The sequence below is a fragment of the Enterobacter sp. BWH64 genome, from assembly GCF_001037645.1.
Classification (GTDB): Bacteria; Pseudomonadota; Gammaproteobacteria; order Enterobacterales; family Enterobacteriaceae; genus Enterobacter; species Enterobacter hormaechei_C.
Genome location: NZ_KQ089922.1, coordinates 394,787 through 409,901, shown reverse-complemented (window position 1 = coordinate 409,901; position 15,115 = coordinate 394,787). Strand labels below are relative to the sequence as shown.

At 58.3% G+C, this 15,115-nt stretch carries 14 protein-coding genes; 7 read left to right on the top strand and 7 right to left on the bottom strand.

Translation table 11 applies throughout. The features are described from left to right. Positions 1 to 54: 54 nt before the first annotated feature. The 5 genes from SK50_RS01960 (at position 55) to rhaM (ending at position 5,119) form a co-directional block, all read left to right on the top strand. Positions 55 to 1,557: a sugar ABC transporter ATP-binding protein gene (locus SK50_RS01960; protein WP_032649877.1), complete on the top strand. Its 1,503-nt coding sequence runs from the start codon at positions 55 to 57 to the stop codon at positions 1,555 to 1,557. Then, positions 1,557 to 2,561, top strand: coding sequence for an ABC transporter permease (locus tag SK50_RS01955; RefSeq protein ID WP_045344669.1), 1,005 nt, complete (start codon positions 1,557 to 1,559; stop codon positions 2,559 to 2,561). The genes SK50_RS01960 and SK50_RS01955 overlap by 1 nt, the downstream gene beginning before the upstream one ends. Then, positions 2,558 to 3,562 (top strand): ABC transporter permease, encoded by a 1,005-nt coding sequence (locus tag SK50_RS01950; RefSeq protein ID WP_015569926.1) that lies wholly within the window; start codon positions 2,558 to 2,560, stop codon positions 3,560 to 3,562. Before SK50_RS01955 ends, SK50_RS01950 begins: the two co-directional genes overlap by 4 nt. 97 nt (positions 3,563 to 3,659) lie before the next feature. Next, positions 3,660 to 4,808 carry a lactaldehyde reductase gene (fucO, locus tag SK50_RS01945; RefSeq protein ID WP_003861980.1) on the top strand — a complete coding sequence of 383 codons (1,149 nt, stop codon included), beginning with the start codon at positions 3,660 to 3,662 and terminating at the stop codon, positions 4,806 to 4,808. Beyond that, a complete protein-coding gene (gene rhaM / locus SK50_RS01940) occupies positions 4,805 to 5,119 on the top strand; it encodes an L-rhamnose mutarotase (protein WP_045344668.1) in 315 nt (104 codons plus the stop codon). Before fucO ends, rhaM begins: the two co-directional genes overlap by 4 nt. On the opposite strand, the gene SK50_RS01935 is transcribed toward rhaM, so the two are convergent. From SK50_RS01935 to SK50_RS01920, 4 genes are all read right to left on the bottom strand, one after another. Further along, positions 5,107 to 6,384: an MFS transporter gene (locus tag SK50_RS01935; protein ID WP_015569924.1), complete on the bottom strand. Its 1,278-nt coding sequence runs from the start codon at positions 6,382 to 6,384 to the stop codon at positions 5,107 to 5,109. The genes rhaM and SK50_RS01935 overlap by 13 nt on opposite strands. Before the next feature lie 44 nt (positions 6,385 to 6,428). Continuing rightward, positions 6,429 to 8,552, bottom strand: coding sequence for an alpha-galactosidase (locus SK50_RS01930; protein WP_045344667.1), 2,124 nt, complete (start codon positions 8,550 to 8,552; stop codon positions 6,429 to 6,431). A gap of 105 nt (positions 8,553 to 8,657) precedes the next feature. Further along, complete coding sequence (locus tag SK50_RS01925) at positions 8,658 to 9,653, bottom strand: LacI family DNA-binding transcriptional regulator (RefSeq protein WP_003861974.1); 996 nt, start codon at positions 9,651 to 9,653, stop codon at positions 8,658 to 8,660. Positions 9,654 to 9,670: 17 nt separating this feature from the next. Next, entirely contained in the window at positions 9,671 to 10,219 is a 549-nt protein-coding gene (locus SK50_RS01920) for a helix-turn-helix domain-containing protein (protein WP_003861973.1), read from the bottom strand. 103 nt (positions 10,220 to 10,322) lie between these two features. Here SK50_RS01920 and SK50_RS01915 point away from each other — a divergent pair, with 103 nt between their 5' ends. Both SK50_RS01915 and SK50_RS01910 read left to right on the top strand, forming a co-directional pair. Further along, on the top strand, positions 10,323 to 10,982 hold the full coding sequence (locus SK50_RS01915; protein WP_015569922.1) for an AzlC family ABC transporter permease: 660 nt from the start codon (positions 10,323 to 10,325) through the stop codon (positions 10,980 to 10,982). Next, positions 10,982 to 11,305, top strand: a complete 324-nt coding sequence (locus SK50_RS01910) for an AzlD domain-containing protein (RefSeq protein ID WP_015569921.1) — start codon at positions 10,982 to 10,984, stop codon at positions 11,303 to 11,305. Before SK50_RS01915 ends, SK50_RS01910 begins: the two co-directional genes overlap by 1 nt. A gap of 42 nt (positions 11,306 to 11,347) precedes the next feature. Here SK50_RS01910 and SK50_RS01905 read toward each other — a convergent pair whose 3' ends face one another. Genes SK50_RS01905 through SK50_RS01895 form a run of 3 tightly spaced genes read right to left on the bottom strand, consistent with a single transcriptional unit; the run spans position 11,348 to position 15,074 of the window. Next, the gene (locus SK50_RS01905) at positions 11,348 to 11,947 is read right to left on the bottom strand and encodes a DUF1120 domain-containing protein (RefSeq protein ID WP_032649890.1); all 600 of its coding nucleotides are present in this window, start codon (positions 11,945 to 11,947) and stop codon (positions 11,348 to 11,350) included. After that, the gene (locus SK50_RS01900; RefSeq protein WP_048229052.1) at positions 11,938 to 14,361 is read right to left on the bottom strand and encodes a fimbrial biogenesis usher protein; all 2,424 of its coding nucleotides are present in this window, start codon (positions 14,359 to 14,361) and stop codon (positions 11,938 to 11,940) included. The genes SK50_RS01905 and SK50_RS01900 overlap by 10 nt, the downstream gene beginning before the upstream one ends. A 26-nt stretch (positions 14,362 to 14,387) precedes the next feature. After that, the gene (locus SK50_RS01895; protein WP_017382678.1) at positions 14,388 to 15,074 is read right to left on the bottom strand and encodes a fimbria/pilus chaperone family protein; all 687 of its coding nucleotides are present in this window, start codon (positions 15,072 to 15,074) and stop codon (positions 14,388 to 14,390) included. Positions 15,075 to 15,115: the final 41 nt, after the last annotated feature.

Genomic DNA, 15,115 nt, shown 5'->3' with positions numbered 1-15,115 from the left:
GGGTGGCGCTGCCGCTTACCCGCCCTACAAATTCCCCTGTCCAGGAGAACTATCATGACCCCATTGCTACAGCTTTCTGGCATCACCAAGGTGTTCCCCGGCGTGCGTGCTCTTGAGAACGTGCAGCTTGCGCTGTGGCCCGGCAAAGTGACGGCGCTTATCGGCGAAAACGGCGCGGGCAAGTCGACGCTGGTCAAAGTGATGACCGGCATATACCAGCCCGACGAGGGCGAAATTCTCTACAAGGCGATCCCCGTTCACCTTCCGACGCCGGAGTCGGCGCATAAAATGGGCATCACCGCCATTCACCAGGAAACCGTCCTGTTCGATGAACTCTCGGTCACCGAAAATATCTTTGTCGGTCAGTACCTTCACAAAGGCTTCCTGAAAAAGCTCGACTGGCCGGAAATGCACCGCCGGGCGCAGGCTATTCTCGCCCGCCTTGAGGTGCAAATCGACCCGCGCGCAACGCTGAAAACCCTGAGCATCGCCCAGCGTCACATGGTGGCGATTGCCCGCGCGCTGTCGTTTGAGGCGCAGGTGGTGATCCTCGATGAACCCACGGCGGCGCTGTCACAGCATGAAATCCTCGAGTTTTACCAGATTGTGGAGCGCTTAAAGCAGGAGGGAAAAGCCATCCTGTTTATCTCCCACAAGTTCGACGAGATTTTTGAGCTGGCCGATCACTACACCATTTTGCGCGACGGCGTGTTCGTCGGTGCAGGGGCAATAAATGAGATCACCGAGGAGCGGATGGTGTCGATGATGGTCGGGCGCGCCATTACCCAAACCTTCCCGAAAATCGACTGCGAAAAAGGCGAGACGGTGCTGGAGGTGAAAAACCTCTGCCATCCGACCGAGTTTGCGCATATCTCGTTCTCCCTGCGTAAAGGGGAGATCCTCGGCTTTTACGGGCTGGTGGGTGCCGGGCGTACCGAGCTGATGCAGGCGCTTTCCGGCGTCACGCGGCCATCGTCCGGGGAAATTATCCTCAACGGACAGCCCCGGCGCTTCCGCCAGCCTGCGGATGCGATCAAAGCCGGTATCGTCTGTGTGCCAGAAGAAAGGCAGAAACAGGGGGCGATTATCGCCCTGCCGATTGCCCAGAACATCAGCCTGCCTCAGCTCAGCAGGCTCAATCCGAACGGCGTGCTGCATGACGACCGCGAATGGAAGCTGGCGGACGAGTACGCCAAACGCCTGCAAGTGAAAGCCTTCAGCTGGAAGCAGGCGGTGGAGACCCTCTCTGGCGGCAACCAGCAAAAGGTGGTGATCGGCAAATGGCTGGCGACGCACCCTGACGTGATCATCCTCGATGAGCCAACAAAAGGCATCGATATCGGCTCAAAGGCAGCCGTGCATCAGTTTATGTCCGAGCTGGTCAGTCAGGGGCTGGCGGTGATTATGGTCTCGTCCGAACTGCCGGAAGTGATGGGCATGGCGGATCGCATTATCGTCATGCACGAGGGGCTGATGGTGGCCGAATACCAGGCGGGAGACGCGACGGCGGAAACCATCGTCAGCGCCGCCAGCGGTGCAAAACAGGAGGCGGCATAATGCTTACCTCACTGTTAAAACACCGCGAGGCGCTGCTTGGCGCGGTGATTGTCCTGATGGTCGTCGCCATTGGCAGCCGCGTGCCATCGTTTATCGCACCGGGCAACCTGGTGGAGATGTTTAACGACACCGCCATTCTGATCGTCCTCGCGCTCGGGCAGATGATGGTGCTGCTCACTAAAGGCATCGACCTGTCGATGGCGGCTAATCTGGCCCTGACCGGGATGATTGTCGCCCTGATTAATTTCCATTACCCGGACGTGCCCGTCTGGGCGCTGCTGATCCTTGCCAGCGCGCTTGGGCTGCTGATGGGCGCAATAAACGGCCTGCTGGTGTGGAAACTGGGCATTCCGGCGATTGTGGTGACGCTCGGCACCATGAGCATCTACCGCGGAATGATCTTTTTGCTCTCCGGCGGCGGCTGGGTGAACTCCAACCAGATGGGTGCAGACTTCCTCGGCCTGCCGCGTGCGTCAGTGCTGGGCCTGCCGGTGCTGAGCTGGTGCGCCATCGCCGTACTGCTGCTGGTGGGCTACTTCCTGCGCTACAGTCGCACCGGACGGGCGCTCTACACCGCAGGCGGGAACGCCACGGCAGCGTACTACACCGGGATCAACGCCGGGAAAATGCAGTTCATCAGCTTCTGCCTTTCCGGTCTGCTGGCCGGGTTCTGCGGCTACCTGTGGATATCACGCTTTGCCGTTGCGTATGTTGACGTCGCTAACGGTTTTGAATTGCAGGTGGTGGCAGCCTGTGTGATTGGCGGGATCAGCACCATGGGCGGCACCGGCCGCGTGCTCGGCTGTCTGTTCGGGGCGCTGTTCCTTGGCGTCATCAACAACGCCCTGCCGGTGATCGGCGTCTCCCCGTTCTGGCAGATGGCGATTTCCGGCTCGGTCATTGTCATCGCTGTGCTGCTGAACGAGCGCGGCAACAGGCGCAAAGGCAGGCTGATCCTGCACGACGCGGCGCTGGCACGTCAGAAACTGGCGGTGAAACCATGAGCAAAATGATGACATCTGAAGAGTTCAAACCCACTTCTGCGCCGGGCATCTTCCAGCGCCTGCTGTGCTGGGAGGGCTTCCTGCTGGCGGTGACGCTGGCGGTGTTTGTGGTGAACGCGCTCGCCTCGCCCTACTTCCTCAATATCTGGAACCTCTCCGACGCGACGTTCAACTTCACGGAAAAAGCGATCATTGTGTTGCCGATGGCGATGCTGATTATCGCCCGGGAAATTGACCTGTCTGTGGCCTCCACCATCGCGCTCAGCTCCACGGTGATGGGCTTTTGCGCGGCAGCGGGCGTCGATACGCCACTGCTGGTGTGCGTGGGATTAGGCGTCGGGCTACTGTGCGGGCTGTTCAACGGTATTCTGGTGACGCGCTTTAACCTGTCGTCCATCGTCATCACCATCGGCACCATGAGCCTGTACCGCGGGATCACCTACATCCTGCTCGGGGACCAGGCGCTGAACAGCTACCCGGAGAGCTTCGCCTGGTTCGGCCAGGGCTACGTCTGGGGCGCGCTGTCGTTTGAGTTCGCGCTGTTTATCGTGCTGGCCGCTCTGTTTGCCTTTGTGCTGCACCGCACCAATTTTGGCCGCCGCACCTACGCCATCGGCAACAACCCGACCGGCGCGTGGTACTCCGGCATCAACGTGAAGCGCCACAACCTGATCCTGTTTGCGCTGGTAGGACTGATGTCCGGCCTGGCGTCGGTGCTGCTCACCTCGCGTCTGGGCAGTACCCGCCCGACCATCGCGATGGGCTGGGAGCTGGCGGTGGTGACGATGGCGGTGCTCGGCGGCGTCAATATTCTCGGTGGGTCCGGCAGCATGGTGGGCGTGATTATCGCCGCCTTCCTGATGGGGCTGGTGACCTTTGGCCTGAGCCTGCTTAACGTGCCCGGCATCGTGATGTCGGTGATTATCGGCGCGATGCTGATCGTGGTGATTTCGCTGCCGATTATTACCCGCCGGGTGATGCAGCGAAGACGGATCTCATAGCCGGGTGGTACTGCGTTTACCCGGCCTACTTAACCGTAGGCCCGCGCAAGCGCAGCGCCGCCGGGCATAAAAATCACAGTAATTAAGGAGAATTATCATGAGCTTTATGTTGGCACTCCCCAAAATCAGCCTGCACGGCGCGGGCGCGATCGGCGATATGGTCAATCTGGTGGCAAACAAACAGTGGGGAAAAGCGCTGATTGTCACCGACGGCCAGCTGGTGAAACTTGGCCTGCTCGACAGTTTGTTTTCCGCGCTCGACGCCCATCAGATGTCGTATCACCTGTTCGATGAGGTATTCCCGAATCCGACGGAAGCGCTGGTGCAAAAAGGCTATGCGGCATATCAGGATGCGGAGTGTGATTACCTGATTGCCTTTGGCGGCGGCAGCCCGATTGATACTGCCAAGGCGATCAAAATCCTCACCGCCAACCCTGGTCCGTCAACCGATTACTCCGGCGTCGGCAAGGTGAAAAACGCGGGCGTGCCGCTGGTGGCGATCAACACCACCGCAGGCACGGCGGCGGAGATGACCAGCAACGCGGTGATCATTGACGCCGCGCGGCAGGTGAAAGAGGTGATTATCGACCCGAACATCATCCCGGATATCGCCGTGGACGATGCCAGCGTGATGCTCGATATTCCCGCCTCCGTGACCGCCGCAACCGGCATGGATGCGTTGACTCATGCGATTGAAGCCTACGTGTCCGTCGGCGCGCACCCGCTGACTGATGCCAACGCGCTGGAAGCGATTCGCCTGATCAACCTGTGGCTGCCGAAAGCGGTCGACGACGGTCACAACCTGGAAGCGCGCGAGCAGATGGCCTTTGGTCAGTATCTGGCGGGCATGGCGTTTAATAGCGCCGGTCTGGGGCTGGTGCACGCCCTGGCGCACCAGCCGGGCGCGACGCACAACCTGCCGCACGGTGTGTGCAACGCCATTCTGCTGCCGATCATCGAAAACTTTAACCGCCCGAACGCGGTCGCACGTTTCGCCCGCGTGGCGCAGGCGATGGGCGTTGACACGCGCGGCATGAGCGACGAAGCCGCCAGCATGTCGGCCATTCAGGCGATTCGCGACCTGAGCGCTCGCGTCGGCATTCCGTCCGGATTTAGCCAGCTCGGCGTCACCAAAGCCGATATTGAAGGCTGGCTGGATAAAGCCCTCGCCGACCCGTGCGCGCCGTGCAACCCGCGCACCGCCAGCCGCGATGAGGTCCGCGAGCTGTACCTGGAGGCATTATGATCCGCAAAGCGTTTGTGATGCAGGTAAACCCGGACGCGCACGAGGAGTACGCACGTCGCCACAACCCGATCTGGCCCGAGCTGGAAGCGGTGCTGAAAGCCCACGGCGCGCACCACTACGCCATCTATCTCGACAAAGCTCGCAACCTGCTGTTTGCGACGGTGGAGATTGAATCGGAAGAGCGCTGGAACGCGGTGGCAAACACCGATGTCTGCCAGCGCTGGTGGAACTATATGGGTGACGTTATGCCGTCGAACCCGGATAACAGCCCGGTGAGTTCGGCGCTGAAAGAGGTGTTTTACCTGGACTGATGTGTTAACGCTGCTGCCCCCGAGGCGGCAGCAATCTCCCGCCTGCCACTCAGCGTAAACGCCGACACCACCGTGATCGCCAGCACGAAGCAGCCCAGTATCAGATACGTCTCCTGGAAGCCGACCCGGTCATACATATTTCCGGCAAAGGCGGAGAGGAAGATCGCCGCCGACTGTTTGGCAAACTGGAAGCCAATCAGGTAGATGGTGGCCGACAGGCGCGTATCAAACACCCCGGTGATGTACTTGAATGCCCCCACCAGCAGGAACGGGACTTCCAGCGCGTGCAGCATCTTCAGGGCAATCACCTCCACGGCAGTGGTGGCAAACGACGAGCCGATAATGCGCGTCGCCATGATCACCCCGGCAATCAGCAGCGTGTTTTTCGCGCCGATGCGGTTAATGATCCACGGCGAGCAGAACATAATGATCGCGTTACAGATTTCCCCCGCCGTGGTGGCGAAACCAAAGGCACGGGTCCCCTCCTGCGGCGTGGCGAAGAAGGTTTTGAAGAAGGTGGCAAACTGCTGGTCGAAGACGTCATACACGCAGGCCACGCCAATCACGTACAGGATGAACATCCACATTCTGCGCTGGCGGAACAGGGTAAAGACGGTTTTAGCGGTGATCTGCGGCTGATTCGCGCCCAGGGCGTTCATCACCTGCGCCGTCTGGTTAGGCTTCGGTTTCGCGACCACCAGCAGCAGCATCAGCAACAGCGCCGCGGCCGACCCCATCCAGAAGACGTACGACGGATCGATGCCGAACAGGATGCCGCCCGTTGAGGCGCACAGCCCCCAGCCGAGACAGCCGAACATACGCGCCTTGCCGTACTCAAAAAAGCTGTTGCGGCTTACGCGCTCAATATAGGCCTCAATCGCCCCCGACCCCGCTGAGAAGACAAAGCCGATATACAACCCACCGCTCAGCGCCCCCAGCCAGATATTGGTTTTCAGCAGCGGGGCGAAGACGTACAGGAAGAACGGCGCGAACAGGAACAGCAGCACCGAGATGATCCAAAGCAGGTGTTTTTTCAGCCCCAGCTTGTCCGAAATGACCCCCAGCACCGGCTGGAAGGCAATGGCCGACAGCGAGATGCAGGAGAAAACAATCCCGGTATGGGTTTTGTTCAGGCCGATGATGTCCGACAGCCAGATCGGCAGGAACGGAAAGCAGGTGGCCATGATGAAGAAGTAGAGAAAGAAGAACAGCCCGAAGATCCAGAAATTAGGGTTGTCTTTGTGGGTACAGGTTGTTGTGTTCATTATTTTTATCCTCAACGGAGGGCCGGTTGCCCGGCCCGTCACCCTTACACGCGTTCCACACCAATCAGAATGGCGGTTTCCGGATCCAGAATCGGCAGTGCAATACCCGCCTGCATCAGCCACTCACCGCTTACCGTTTGCGGCGCGTTCATCCACGCCGGCAGCTTACGCATGGTGTGCCCGCCCTCGCCCGTAATCTGGATGTTCGGGTGATCGAGCAGCGTGATGCGGTACAGCGCGCTGGCGTCTAACCCCGGCATGCGCAGCGGCATCATCAGGGTGTAATCCGGCATCGCGAGCTGGCTGACCAAAAACAGCCCCTGCGTCTTATCTTCGCTCACTATACCCTGCGCCAGGGTGGTGGCGTCCGGCATATCCACGCGCCACTGGGTGCCGTGATGAATGACCTCTCGCCACCGCTTGTGCAGCGCGGCGTAATGGCGATAGCCTTCACGTTCCTGCGCATCGACGGTGAGCGGATCCAGCTCCAGCCCCATGTGACCAAACAGCGCTGTTAGCCCGCGGAACTGAATGCTGTGCTGGCGGAAGGTGGCGTGACATTTATGATGACCGATATGCGCGCCCATCACCTCCGGCGGGAAGAAGTAGCTCATGCCGCGCTGGATAGTGTTGCGCTCCAGCGCGTCGTTGTTGTCGGACGCCCAGAAGCGGTGGCAGCGGGTCAGCACTTCATAATCGATTCGCCCGCCGCCGGAGGAGCAGGATTCAAACTCAATGTGCGGGAAGCGCTCGCCCAGCACGTCCAGCAGGCGATAAAACTGGCGCGTCTGGGCGACGGCGGCGGCTTTGCCCTTGTGCCCTGGCTGCACCAGCTCGCGGTTCATATCCCATTTCACGTAGTCGACCGCGTGTTCGCCCAGCAGCCAGCTCATGCGTTCGACCAGATATTCAAAGGCCTGCGGAATATTGAGATTGAGCACCAGCTGGTGTCGCCCGGTCGCCTGGGCGTAGCCCGGCAGCGCCAGCACCCAGTCAGGGTGCGCGCGATACAGATCGGAATCGGGGTTAATCATCTCCGGCTCAACCCAGATACCAAACTCCATGCTGAGCTGTTTAACGTGATCGATTACCGGCTTTAGGCCGTTCGGGTATTTTTTCTTGTCCAGATACCAGTCGCCCAGCGCGGCGTGGTCGTCGTTGCGGCCTTTAAACCAGCCGTCGTCGATAATAAAGCGCTCCACGCCCAGCGCAGCGGCCTCGTCGGCCATGCGCATGATGTAGTCCGGATCGTGGTTGAAGTAGATCCCCTCCCAGGTGTTGAGGTGCACCGGGCGCGGTTTATCTTCCGGGAAGCGGATAACATTGTCGCGCAGGTAGCGGTGGAACTGCTGGCTCATGCCGTTCAGCCCGTGCGGGGAGTGACTGGCATACAGGCGCGGCGTCCAGAGCGTTTCCCCCTCTTCAATCGCCATTTCACCCGGCAGGTAGAGCGCTTCGGCCTGCATATAGCGGCGGCCATCGGTTTTCGCCTCTGCGCGCAGGCGGTGGTTACCACTCCAGCCCAGATGTATACCCCAGACGTTGCCGTGCATTTCACTGAATGACGGCGTACCTGAAATCAGCGCCGGGAAATGTTCATGGGAGGTTTTACCCCGACGGTTTTCAATCACAAAGCTGTCATGTTCAAGCATCACGCGGTGCGGCTGAAACTCCCTGATCCAGCGTCCGTGGAAGGCCATCACCTCCTGCGCGCGTTCGGCCACCGGCAGCGTCACGGCAAATCGATCCACCTGCCACGCCTGCATTTTCAGGTTGGTTAACCCATGACGCACCACCAGTACGCCGCTGGCATCCAGCGTTATTTCACTGGTCAGGCGCAGGCCTGCATGCTCGTCTTCAGCAGTGATTGTCAGGGCGTTTAACGCCTGCTGCACCTGCGTGGTTTTAAATACCGGCGATCCGTCCAGCCCCTGGCGGTGCCCCTCGATGCCCGGCGAGCCAAACAGCCCATGCCCCAGCTCTGCCATCAGCGTGACGGGGGAGTCGACGTCCAGCCTGCCATTAGCAACCGGGCGCGCAATACTCAGCACATCCTGCGGCGTAAAGTGCTGAAGGTGCGGCCCCCAGTAGAGAATTTCGGCGAACGGGTGGGTTTTTAGCACCACGTCAACCGTATTGCTTTCAAGTCGAAAAATGGCATCTTGCATCGGACATCTCCTGTCATCGGGATGTCCTGAGTGTTGATCCGAAACGTTTCGGATACAAACCAAAACGTTTCGGATCTGTGATCGGGTTTTGAATTTTTGGTGTAATCAGGCCGTCTGGCCTGGGGAAAATTCCGGCTGCCAGAGCACCTGAAGGGTGTCGATGTCGTCGCCGTTAATCAGCTGGCGCACCATATCGGCAATCTGTTTCCCGACGCCCTGACGGGTAGACTGGATCACCGCCGCGACGTCGATATCGACAATGCTGTCCTGCGGTAAGCCGTCATAGACCACCAGCGAAACGGCATTTTCACCGGTTAAGCGCCCCATCTGCGCCAGGGCCATCGCTGCGCCGTCGCCGTGGGTGTTGCAGTCAGTAATGATGGCCGTGGGCGGCTGCGGCAGGGAGAGAAGTTCTTGCGTGGTGGCATACCCCACGCGACGCGAAGGGGGCATGGCGCGCAGCCATTCGCTGGAAAGTCCGGCTTCCCGCAGCGCGTCCAGGTAGCCCTGGCGGCGCTGGGTGATGAATGCCTGGTTGTTGCTTTCGCCCAGCAGCGCAATGCGCTGATGGCCTTTCTCGATCAGCCAGCGGGTGGCCTGATATGTGCCGGCATAGTTGTCGAAATCGAACCACGCGTACGGCTGCGGGAGCTGGCTGCGGCCGAGCGCCAGGAACGGGAACCCGGCGGCCTGTAGCTGCTCAAGACGCGGATCGTGATCCAGCGTATGCGCCACAATCAGCGCATCCACGCGTCGGCTCTGCACCATGCGCATATAGCTGTGTTTGTCCGCCAGATCGTCGTCAGCGATGAGCAGCAGGTCAATCTCATGTCGCGCCAGTTCGTGGCTAATTTCGCCGACCATGTCCATAAAAACGCTGTTATTGAGCGGAACAGGATGCACCGGAAACACCAGCCCGACGGCGTCGATTTTGCCCATCTTCAGGCGACGGGCAAAGGTATTTGGTCGGTAGCCACGGCGCTGGGCCTCCGCTTCCACGCGGGCGCGCGTCTCAGCAGAAACGTCGTCATACCCGTTGAGGGCGCGGCTGACGGTGGTAACAGACAGCCCCAGTTCTTTGGCAATGGCTTTGAGCGACATGATTTTCCGTATCTTTGTTAGTTTTGTTCCGCCACCAGCAGCGCGTGCGTATCTGGCTCCAGCGCCTTAAAGATATGCGGCTGGTCAGCGGGGTAGCAAATGTAATCTCCCGGGCCGAGCTCTTCCGCCGCGTCGATCAGACCGACCATCGCCCGCCCCTGGGTCACGATAATATGCTCAACCGAACCAGGTGGATGGGGCTGGGAAATACGGTCTGCCCCCGGCTGAGTCAGCAGCAGATAGATATCACGACGCGCGCCAGGCGGACACGCCGCGAGCAAAATCGCCTCGTAGTTCGCCTGCCCGGCGACGACTTTTGTGCCCTCGCCGCGGCGGATCACCTGCGTGACGGGTTGCTGCGGCTCCAGTAACCGGGCAAACGGAATATCCAGCGCCACGCAAAGCGACCACAGCGTTTCCAGGCTAGGATTGCCGTTGCCAGACTCCAGTTGAGAAAGCGTGGATTTGGCGATCCCGGCACGGCGGGCAATTTCCGCCAGTGAGAGCCCGGTTCGCAGGCGCTCTCGCACCAGACTTTTGGCGATCACGCTGATTGGCTGCGTCATAATAACGGCCTCTTTCTCTCTATAACGAACGAATCGTTCGTCTTGTAAAACGTTTCTGATGCGTTCATTATAATGGAAATACGTTCGATATGGCTAAAATGGTATGAAGAATCACCTCTCTTGCCTGAAAGGCGACACGATAAAAGCGATCGTCCTGGTCTGCCTCGCGGTGGGCGTGGTCGGCATGTCTTATGGCTCACTGGCGATGGCCTACGGTTTCCCGCTGTGGGTGCCGTTTGTCCTCTCCCTCACGGTGCTGGCAGGCGCATCCGAGTTTATGTTTATCGGCATCGTGGCGAGCGGCGGCAATCCGCTGGCAGCGGCAGCGGCCGGTTTACTGGTTAACGCGCGCCATGTGCCGTTCGGCGTTACGGTGCGTGAACTGGTGGGCAAGCGCGGCCTGAGCTTTCTGGGCTGTCATATCATGAATGATGAAAGTGTGGTGTTCGGCCTGTCGCAAAAAACCGCCGAGCAGCGTAAAGCGGCCTACTGGCTGTGCGGCCTGGGCGTGGCAATCATCTGGCCGCTGGGGGCGGTGCTGGGCGCGATGGTCGGCAAGCTGCTGCCGGACCCGGAAACCATCGGGCTGGACGCGGTGTTCCCGGCAATCCTGCTGGCGTTAGTGGTGCCGGCATTTAAAAACCGTACCACGCTGATCCGCGCCTGTAGCGGCGCAGTGTTGTCGCTGGCCGCCGTACCGTTTGCGCCGGTTGGCCTGCCGGTGCTGCTCTCTTTGCTCGGCCTTGCTGCGAGGAAAAAATAATGGAAAACATGACGGTCTTTATTCTCGGCATCGCCATTCTTTCTGCCGGAACCTATCTGATGCGTCTCGGCGGGGCGAAACTCGGTAGCCGGCTGGCGCTTTCTGAACGGTCGCAGGCGCTGCTTTCAGACGCGGCAACCGTTTTGTTGTTCTCCGTCGCGCTGGCAACAACGTTTTATGAAGGGGACCATTTTGCCGGGATGGCGCGCGTACTGGGGGTGGGGTTCGCGGTGTTTCTGGCCTGGCGCAAAATGCCGTTAATTGTGGTGATCGTCGCGGCGGCGGTGGTGACGGCGCTGCTGCGTCTGGCGGGGATCCACTAAGAAAAATGCCCGACAGAACAGCGCTGCCGGGCATCTGAGGGGTTAATGCGCAGGAAGCGTATCGACGTTAAGCGTCAGCGTTTCTTCAAAATCCGTTGTGTTAGTAACGCTAAACGCCTTGTCAGAGAGATAGGTCGTGATCATCATGGTGGCGACAAACTGCTCGCCCGCCACTTCTGTACCGTTTACGGCAGCCAGCGCTTTTTCCGGCTTTAGCGTCACCTGAGAAGCGCCTCCCTGAACGGCTACCGCGCCAATATCGACCGCGGCCAGCTGCACGGGGTTCCCGTCCACCCGCCCATCTTTGAATTCGATTTTCATCGCGCCGCTGTCCGTAAAACGATACGCCAGGTTCTGTCGGGCAATCCCGTCTACGGAGATGCGCATTTTGCGCACATCCGGACACAGCACCGAAACCTGAACTTCACGCATCACAGAAGCATAACCGTTGTACACTTTGCCAATATGTTCAGCGGACGTTTGCCGCATATCCTCTTTACGGTAGCGCCCGTAATCGACTTTCTTCACCGCCGACATCATTTCACAGGCGCCGTCATCAGCCTGCGCCATTCCCGAAAGTCCCGCTGCGCCGCAGAGCAGCATAAGCATCAGCGCGTATTGACGAACGTTATTCAGAGACATTTCCCTGTCACCTCTTCATAGAATTTATTCGGTTCTGCCTCCGGCAGGGTGTACGTCAGCCTGCAACGCCCTTCATCCAGCTTCGCATACAGCTGCTGGCTGGCAGAGATATCGTTCAGGAAGATCACGCCGTCTTCTGGCGCACTCGTCACATACTCCCCTGCCGCGTCCACAATCGAGACACCTTCCGGCAGCGGCGTACCGTCCGCACGGCGTATACTGAGCAGCACGCGGCGCTGGCTTAACGTCGCAAACTCCCACTTCGCCACAGCGCCGTGAGACGCTTTGATCGCTGTTCTGCCATTTCTTACGTCCAGATTGCCTGGCAGGCTTTCCGTGTTGATCTCAATCGTGCTTTCACGGAACGGCGACAGCGCAGGAATAATCGCCTGGCCCCATTTATCGGTCCATACCGCGCCGCGCGGGGTACCTATCTCGATACCAGCCACCGGTTTATCCAGTCTGGCAATGGCGTACGTATCGGTCACGCGGTAAGGCGAGAAGGTCACCCCGTCGCTGTGGGCGACAATCCCGCCGCTTAATGCTGCTGAGTAGTTGGTATTGCTGTCGTTATCTCCTCCTGCCGCCAGCGCCAGGTTGGTGTAATGCAGATTACTGTTCAGCGAGCTGTCCCAGCTGGTGGTGTTCTCTTCCTGGTCCTGAGTGACCCCCACCGTGTACTGGTTCTCAGCGTTGAGCGAGCCCATTGCCCGCGTGCCGTAAGAACGCTTACCTTCGCTCTCGCGATACCAGGAGCTGGTTGTCACGCCTGAGCGTCCCAGCGGGATCGACACGTTTACGTAAAACTGATCGTTGTCGCTGCTGTCGTGCCGGCTGACATCCGACTCCCAGTTCACGCTCACGTTGAAGTATTTAAAAGTCTGTGACCACGACGAGATAAACCGGCGACTGTCATAGTCGCTGTTCCAGCTCTCGTTGCGATAATAGCTGAGGGAAAAGCGGCCCAGCGTGGTACTCGACCAGTTGATACCGACGCTGGTGTCGTATTTGGTTTGCGACATATCGTCATCGTCGCCGTAAAGTTCCGCCATCTCGCGATAGTCCGGTGTGCCATAGCTACCGCCCAGCGAAAGCCCAATGCCCCACGGCAGGGAGTAACCCAGATCCAGCGTCGTTTTGTTGCCGTCGGTTTGCGTCTGGTTGTCTATTGACGCCAGAAAACCCAACGAGGCATACAGGTTCTGCATCGGTATGGTATCGAGGTTGCCGGAGAAGCCATAATAGTGGTTATCCGCCATCACCATACCGGCCAGGAAATTGACACGCTTATTGACAGACCAGCCGTCGTTGGCGGACACCACCCACGGATTTTCAAAGCGTGAGTCCATGTCTTCAACGCGGCCCATAGCCAGCGTAAAGCCCGGGGCACGGCCTATATGATTGCTGCGGAACGTACTTGCCGAGACAGTGAATCGGTTTTCGCTGCCGTCAGTCTCGGTGACCGTTACGTTCAGGTCGGTGTTGAGGTTCGCCAGCGGCACGTCATCCAGGTTGAACGGACCGGCAGGAACCAGCGTTGAGTAAATAAGCTGTCCGCCCTGGCGGATATCGACGCGCGCCTGCGGATTACGGGCAATACCGCTGACTTCGACGCCCGTCCCCACCTGAGGAGTGAGTGCGGTATCCGGCATCATCTGGACCCCGTAAATTCCCGGAATACTGAAGCGGCTGTTGGCGATGTTAATCTGGCCACCCTGCACCATCACGCCATAATCGGTAAAGGTACGCTGGGCATAGGTGTAGAGGGAGTCGACATCAAAATCCTGATCGCTGCCGTCGCTAATGAACTGCGTGCTGCGCACAATCCAGTCTCCGGCATTAAAGCCCATTTCAAAGGTCGACTGGAAACGGTCAGCGTTCTCATCATCATAGTGATTATGGGTGCCAAACATGGAGTAATTCAGCATGGCTGCACGTCCGCCACGCACCTCGGCGAACTGTCGGTCATAATCAGGGTCGATCGCTTCAGGCGGTACAACAACCGATATTTCATCAATATCCGGCGAAGTCTGAATCGTTGATCCGGACCAGTAGTGATAAATCTTCGGGCAGGTGCCTCTTTTCGTCTGTTTAATCAGGCCCGCGTTTTCCAGAAACGCTTTATCAATACAGGGCGTTCCTTCCTCATCAAATTTCACGGGCATAATATTGCGCTGCTTACCATTAATATTAACCGTCACATTATGGTAGCCAGGGGTAAAACGGGGAGTGAGGGAATAGTAATCCGCAATGGCCGGATCAAGCCCGTTATTTTTTAAAGCATCGCTGTCAAATATGGCTCGCGCCAGTTCCAGAGATTCATTCGCATTAGAGGAAATCTCAGCCCGAATATTAAATCCCAGCACGCTAAGGCAAAACACGAGCATTCCCTTTTTACAGGAACCGTTTAACATAACTACTCCATGTTTGTTAAGTGATTTTATTGCTGAAGGTCGGCGATATATTTCCCTGCCTTATAGCCATAACGCGTTGCCGGATAGATTTCGATTTGTTTTTCGGATGCTGATATTTTGGCTGGGGCGCTGGCCGTCATTTTTTCGCCAGGAAGAATGTAAGTCTTAGCTAATGTCGCGATCGTACCCGAGGCCATTAATTTCACCTTTTGCTCCAGTCGGACGACATAAGGCGTATTATTCTCAACCGTGACATTGCCATTTTTTATCTGCCAGGTGAGTGCCTTCCAGGGTTCAATATTTACCGCCAGGCCAGCCGGGTGAATAATGACGGGAAGGTTCTGGCTAAACACCACTTTAACTTTATTTTTTTCACGCTGAGGGATAGCGGTAAAAATGACACGCTTAAAATGTTCCACCTTCAGCGGCTCATTACTGTTTTTCAGCACAAAACGCACGCGCTGGGTTTTACCCGCATCTACGCGCACAACCGGCTGCGTGGCAATCAGACCCGGTTTGGGGTCGTCCGGGAGATCAATAATTTTGGTGTACAGCAGCTGTGCTTCAGCATCGGTGTTTTTAACATCCATGCTGGCCCCCTGCTTGTCTTCATTGACAATAAGCAGCGAGGTATCCGGCACCATCCCGGCAGCCATACCGTTGAATGAGGCCAGCAGGCAGGCACAGATCAGCGTTCTCTTTAAAAGCAGCATAATATTAGTCCATTAATATTGGTATAGGACACCCCACCGAA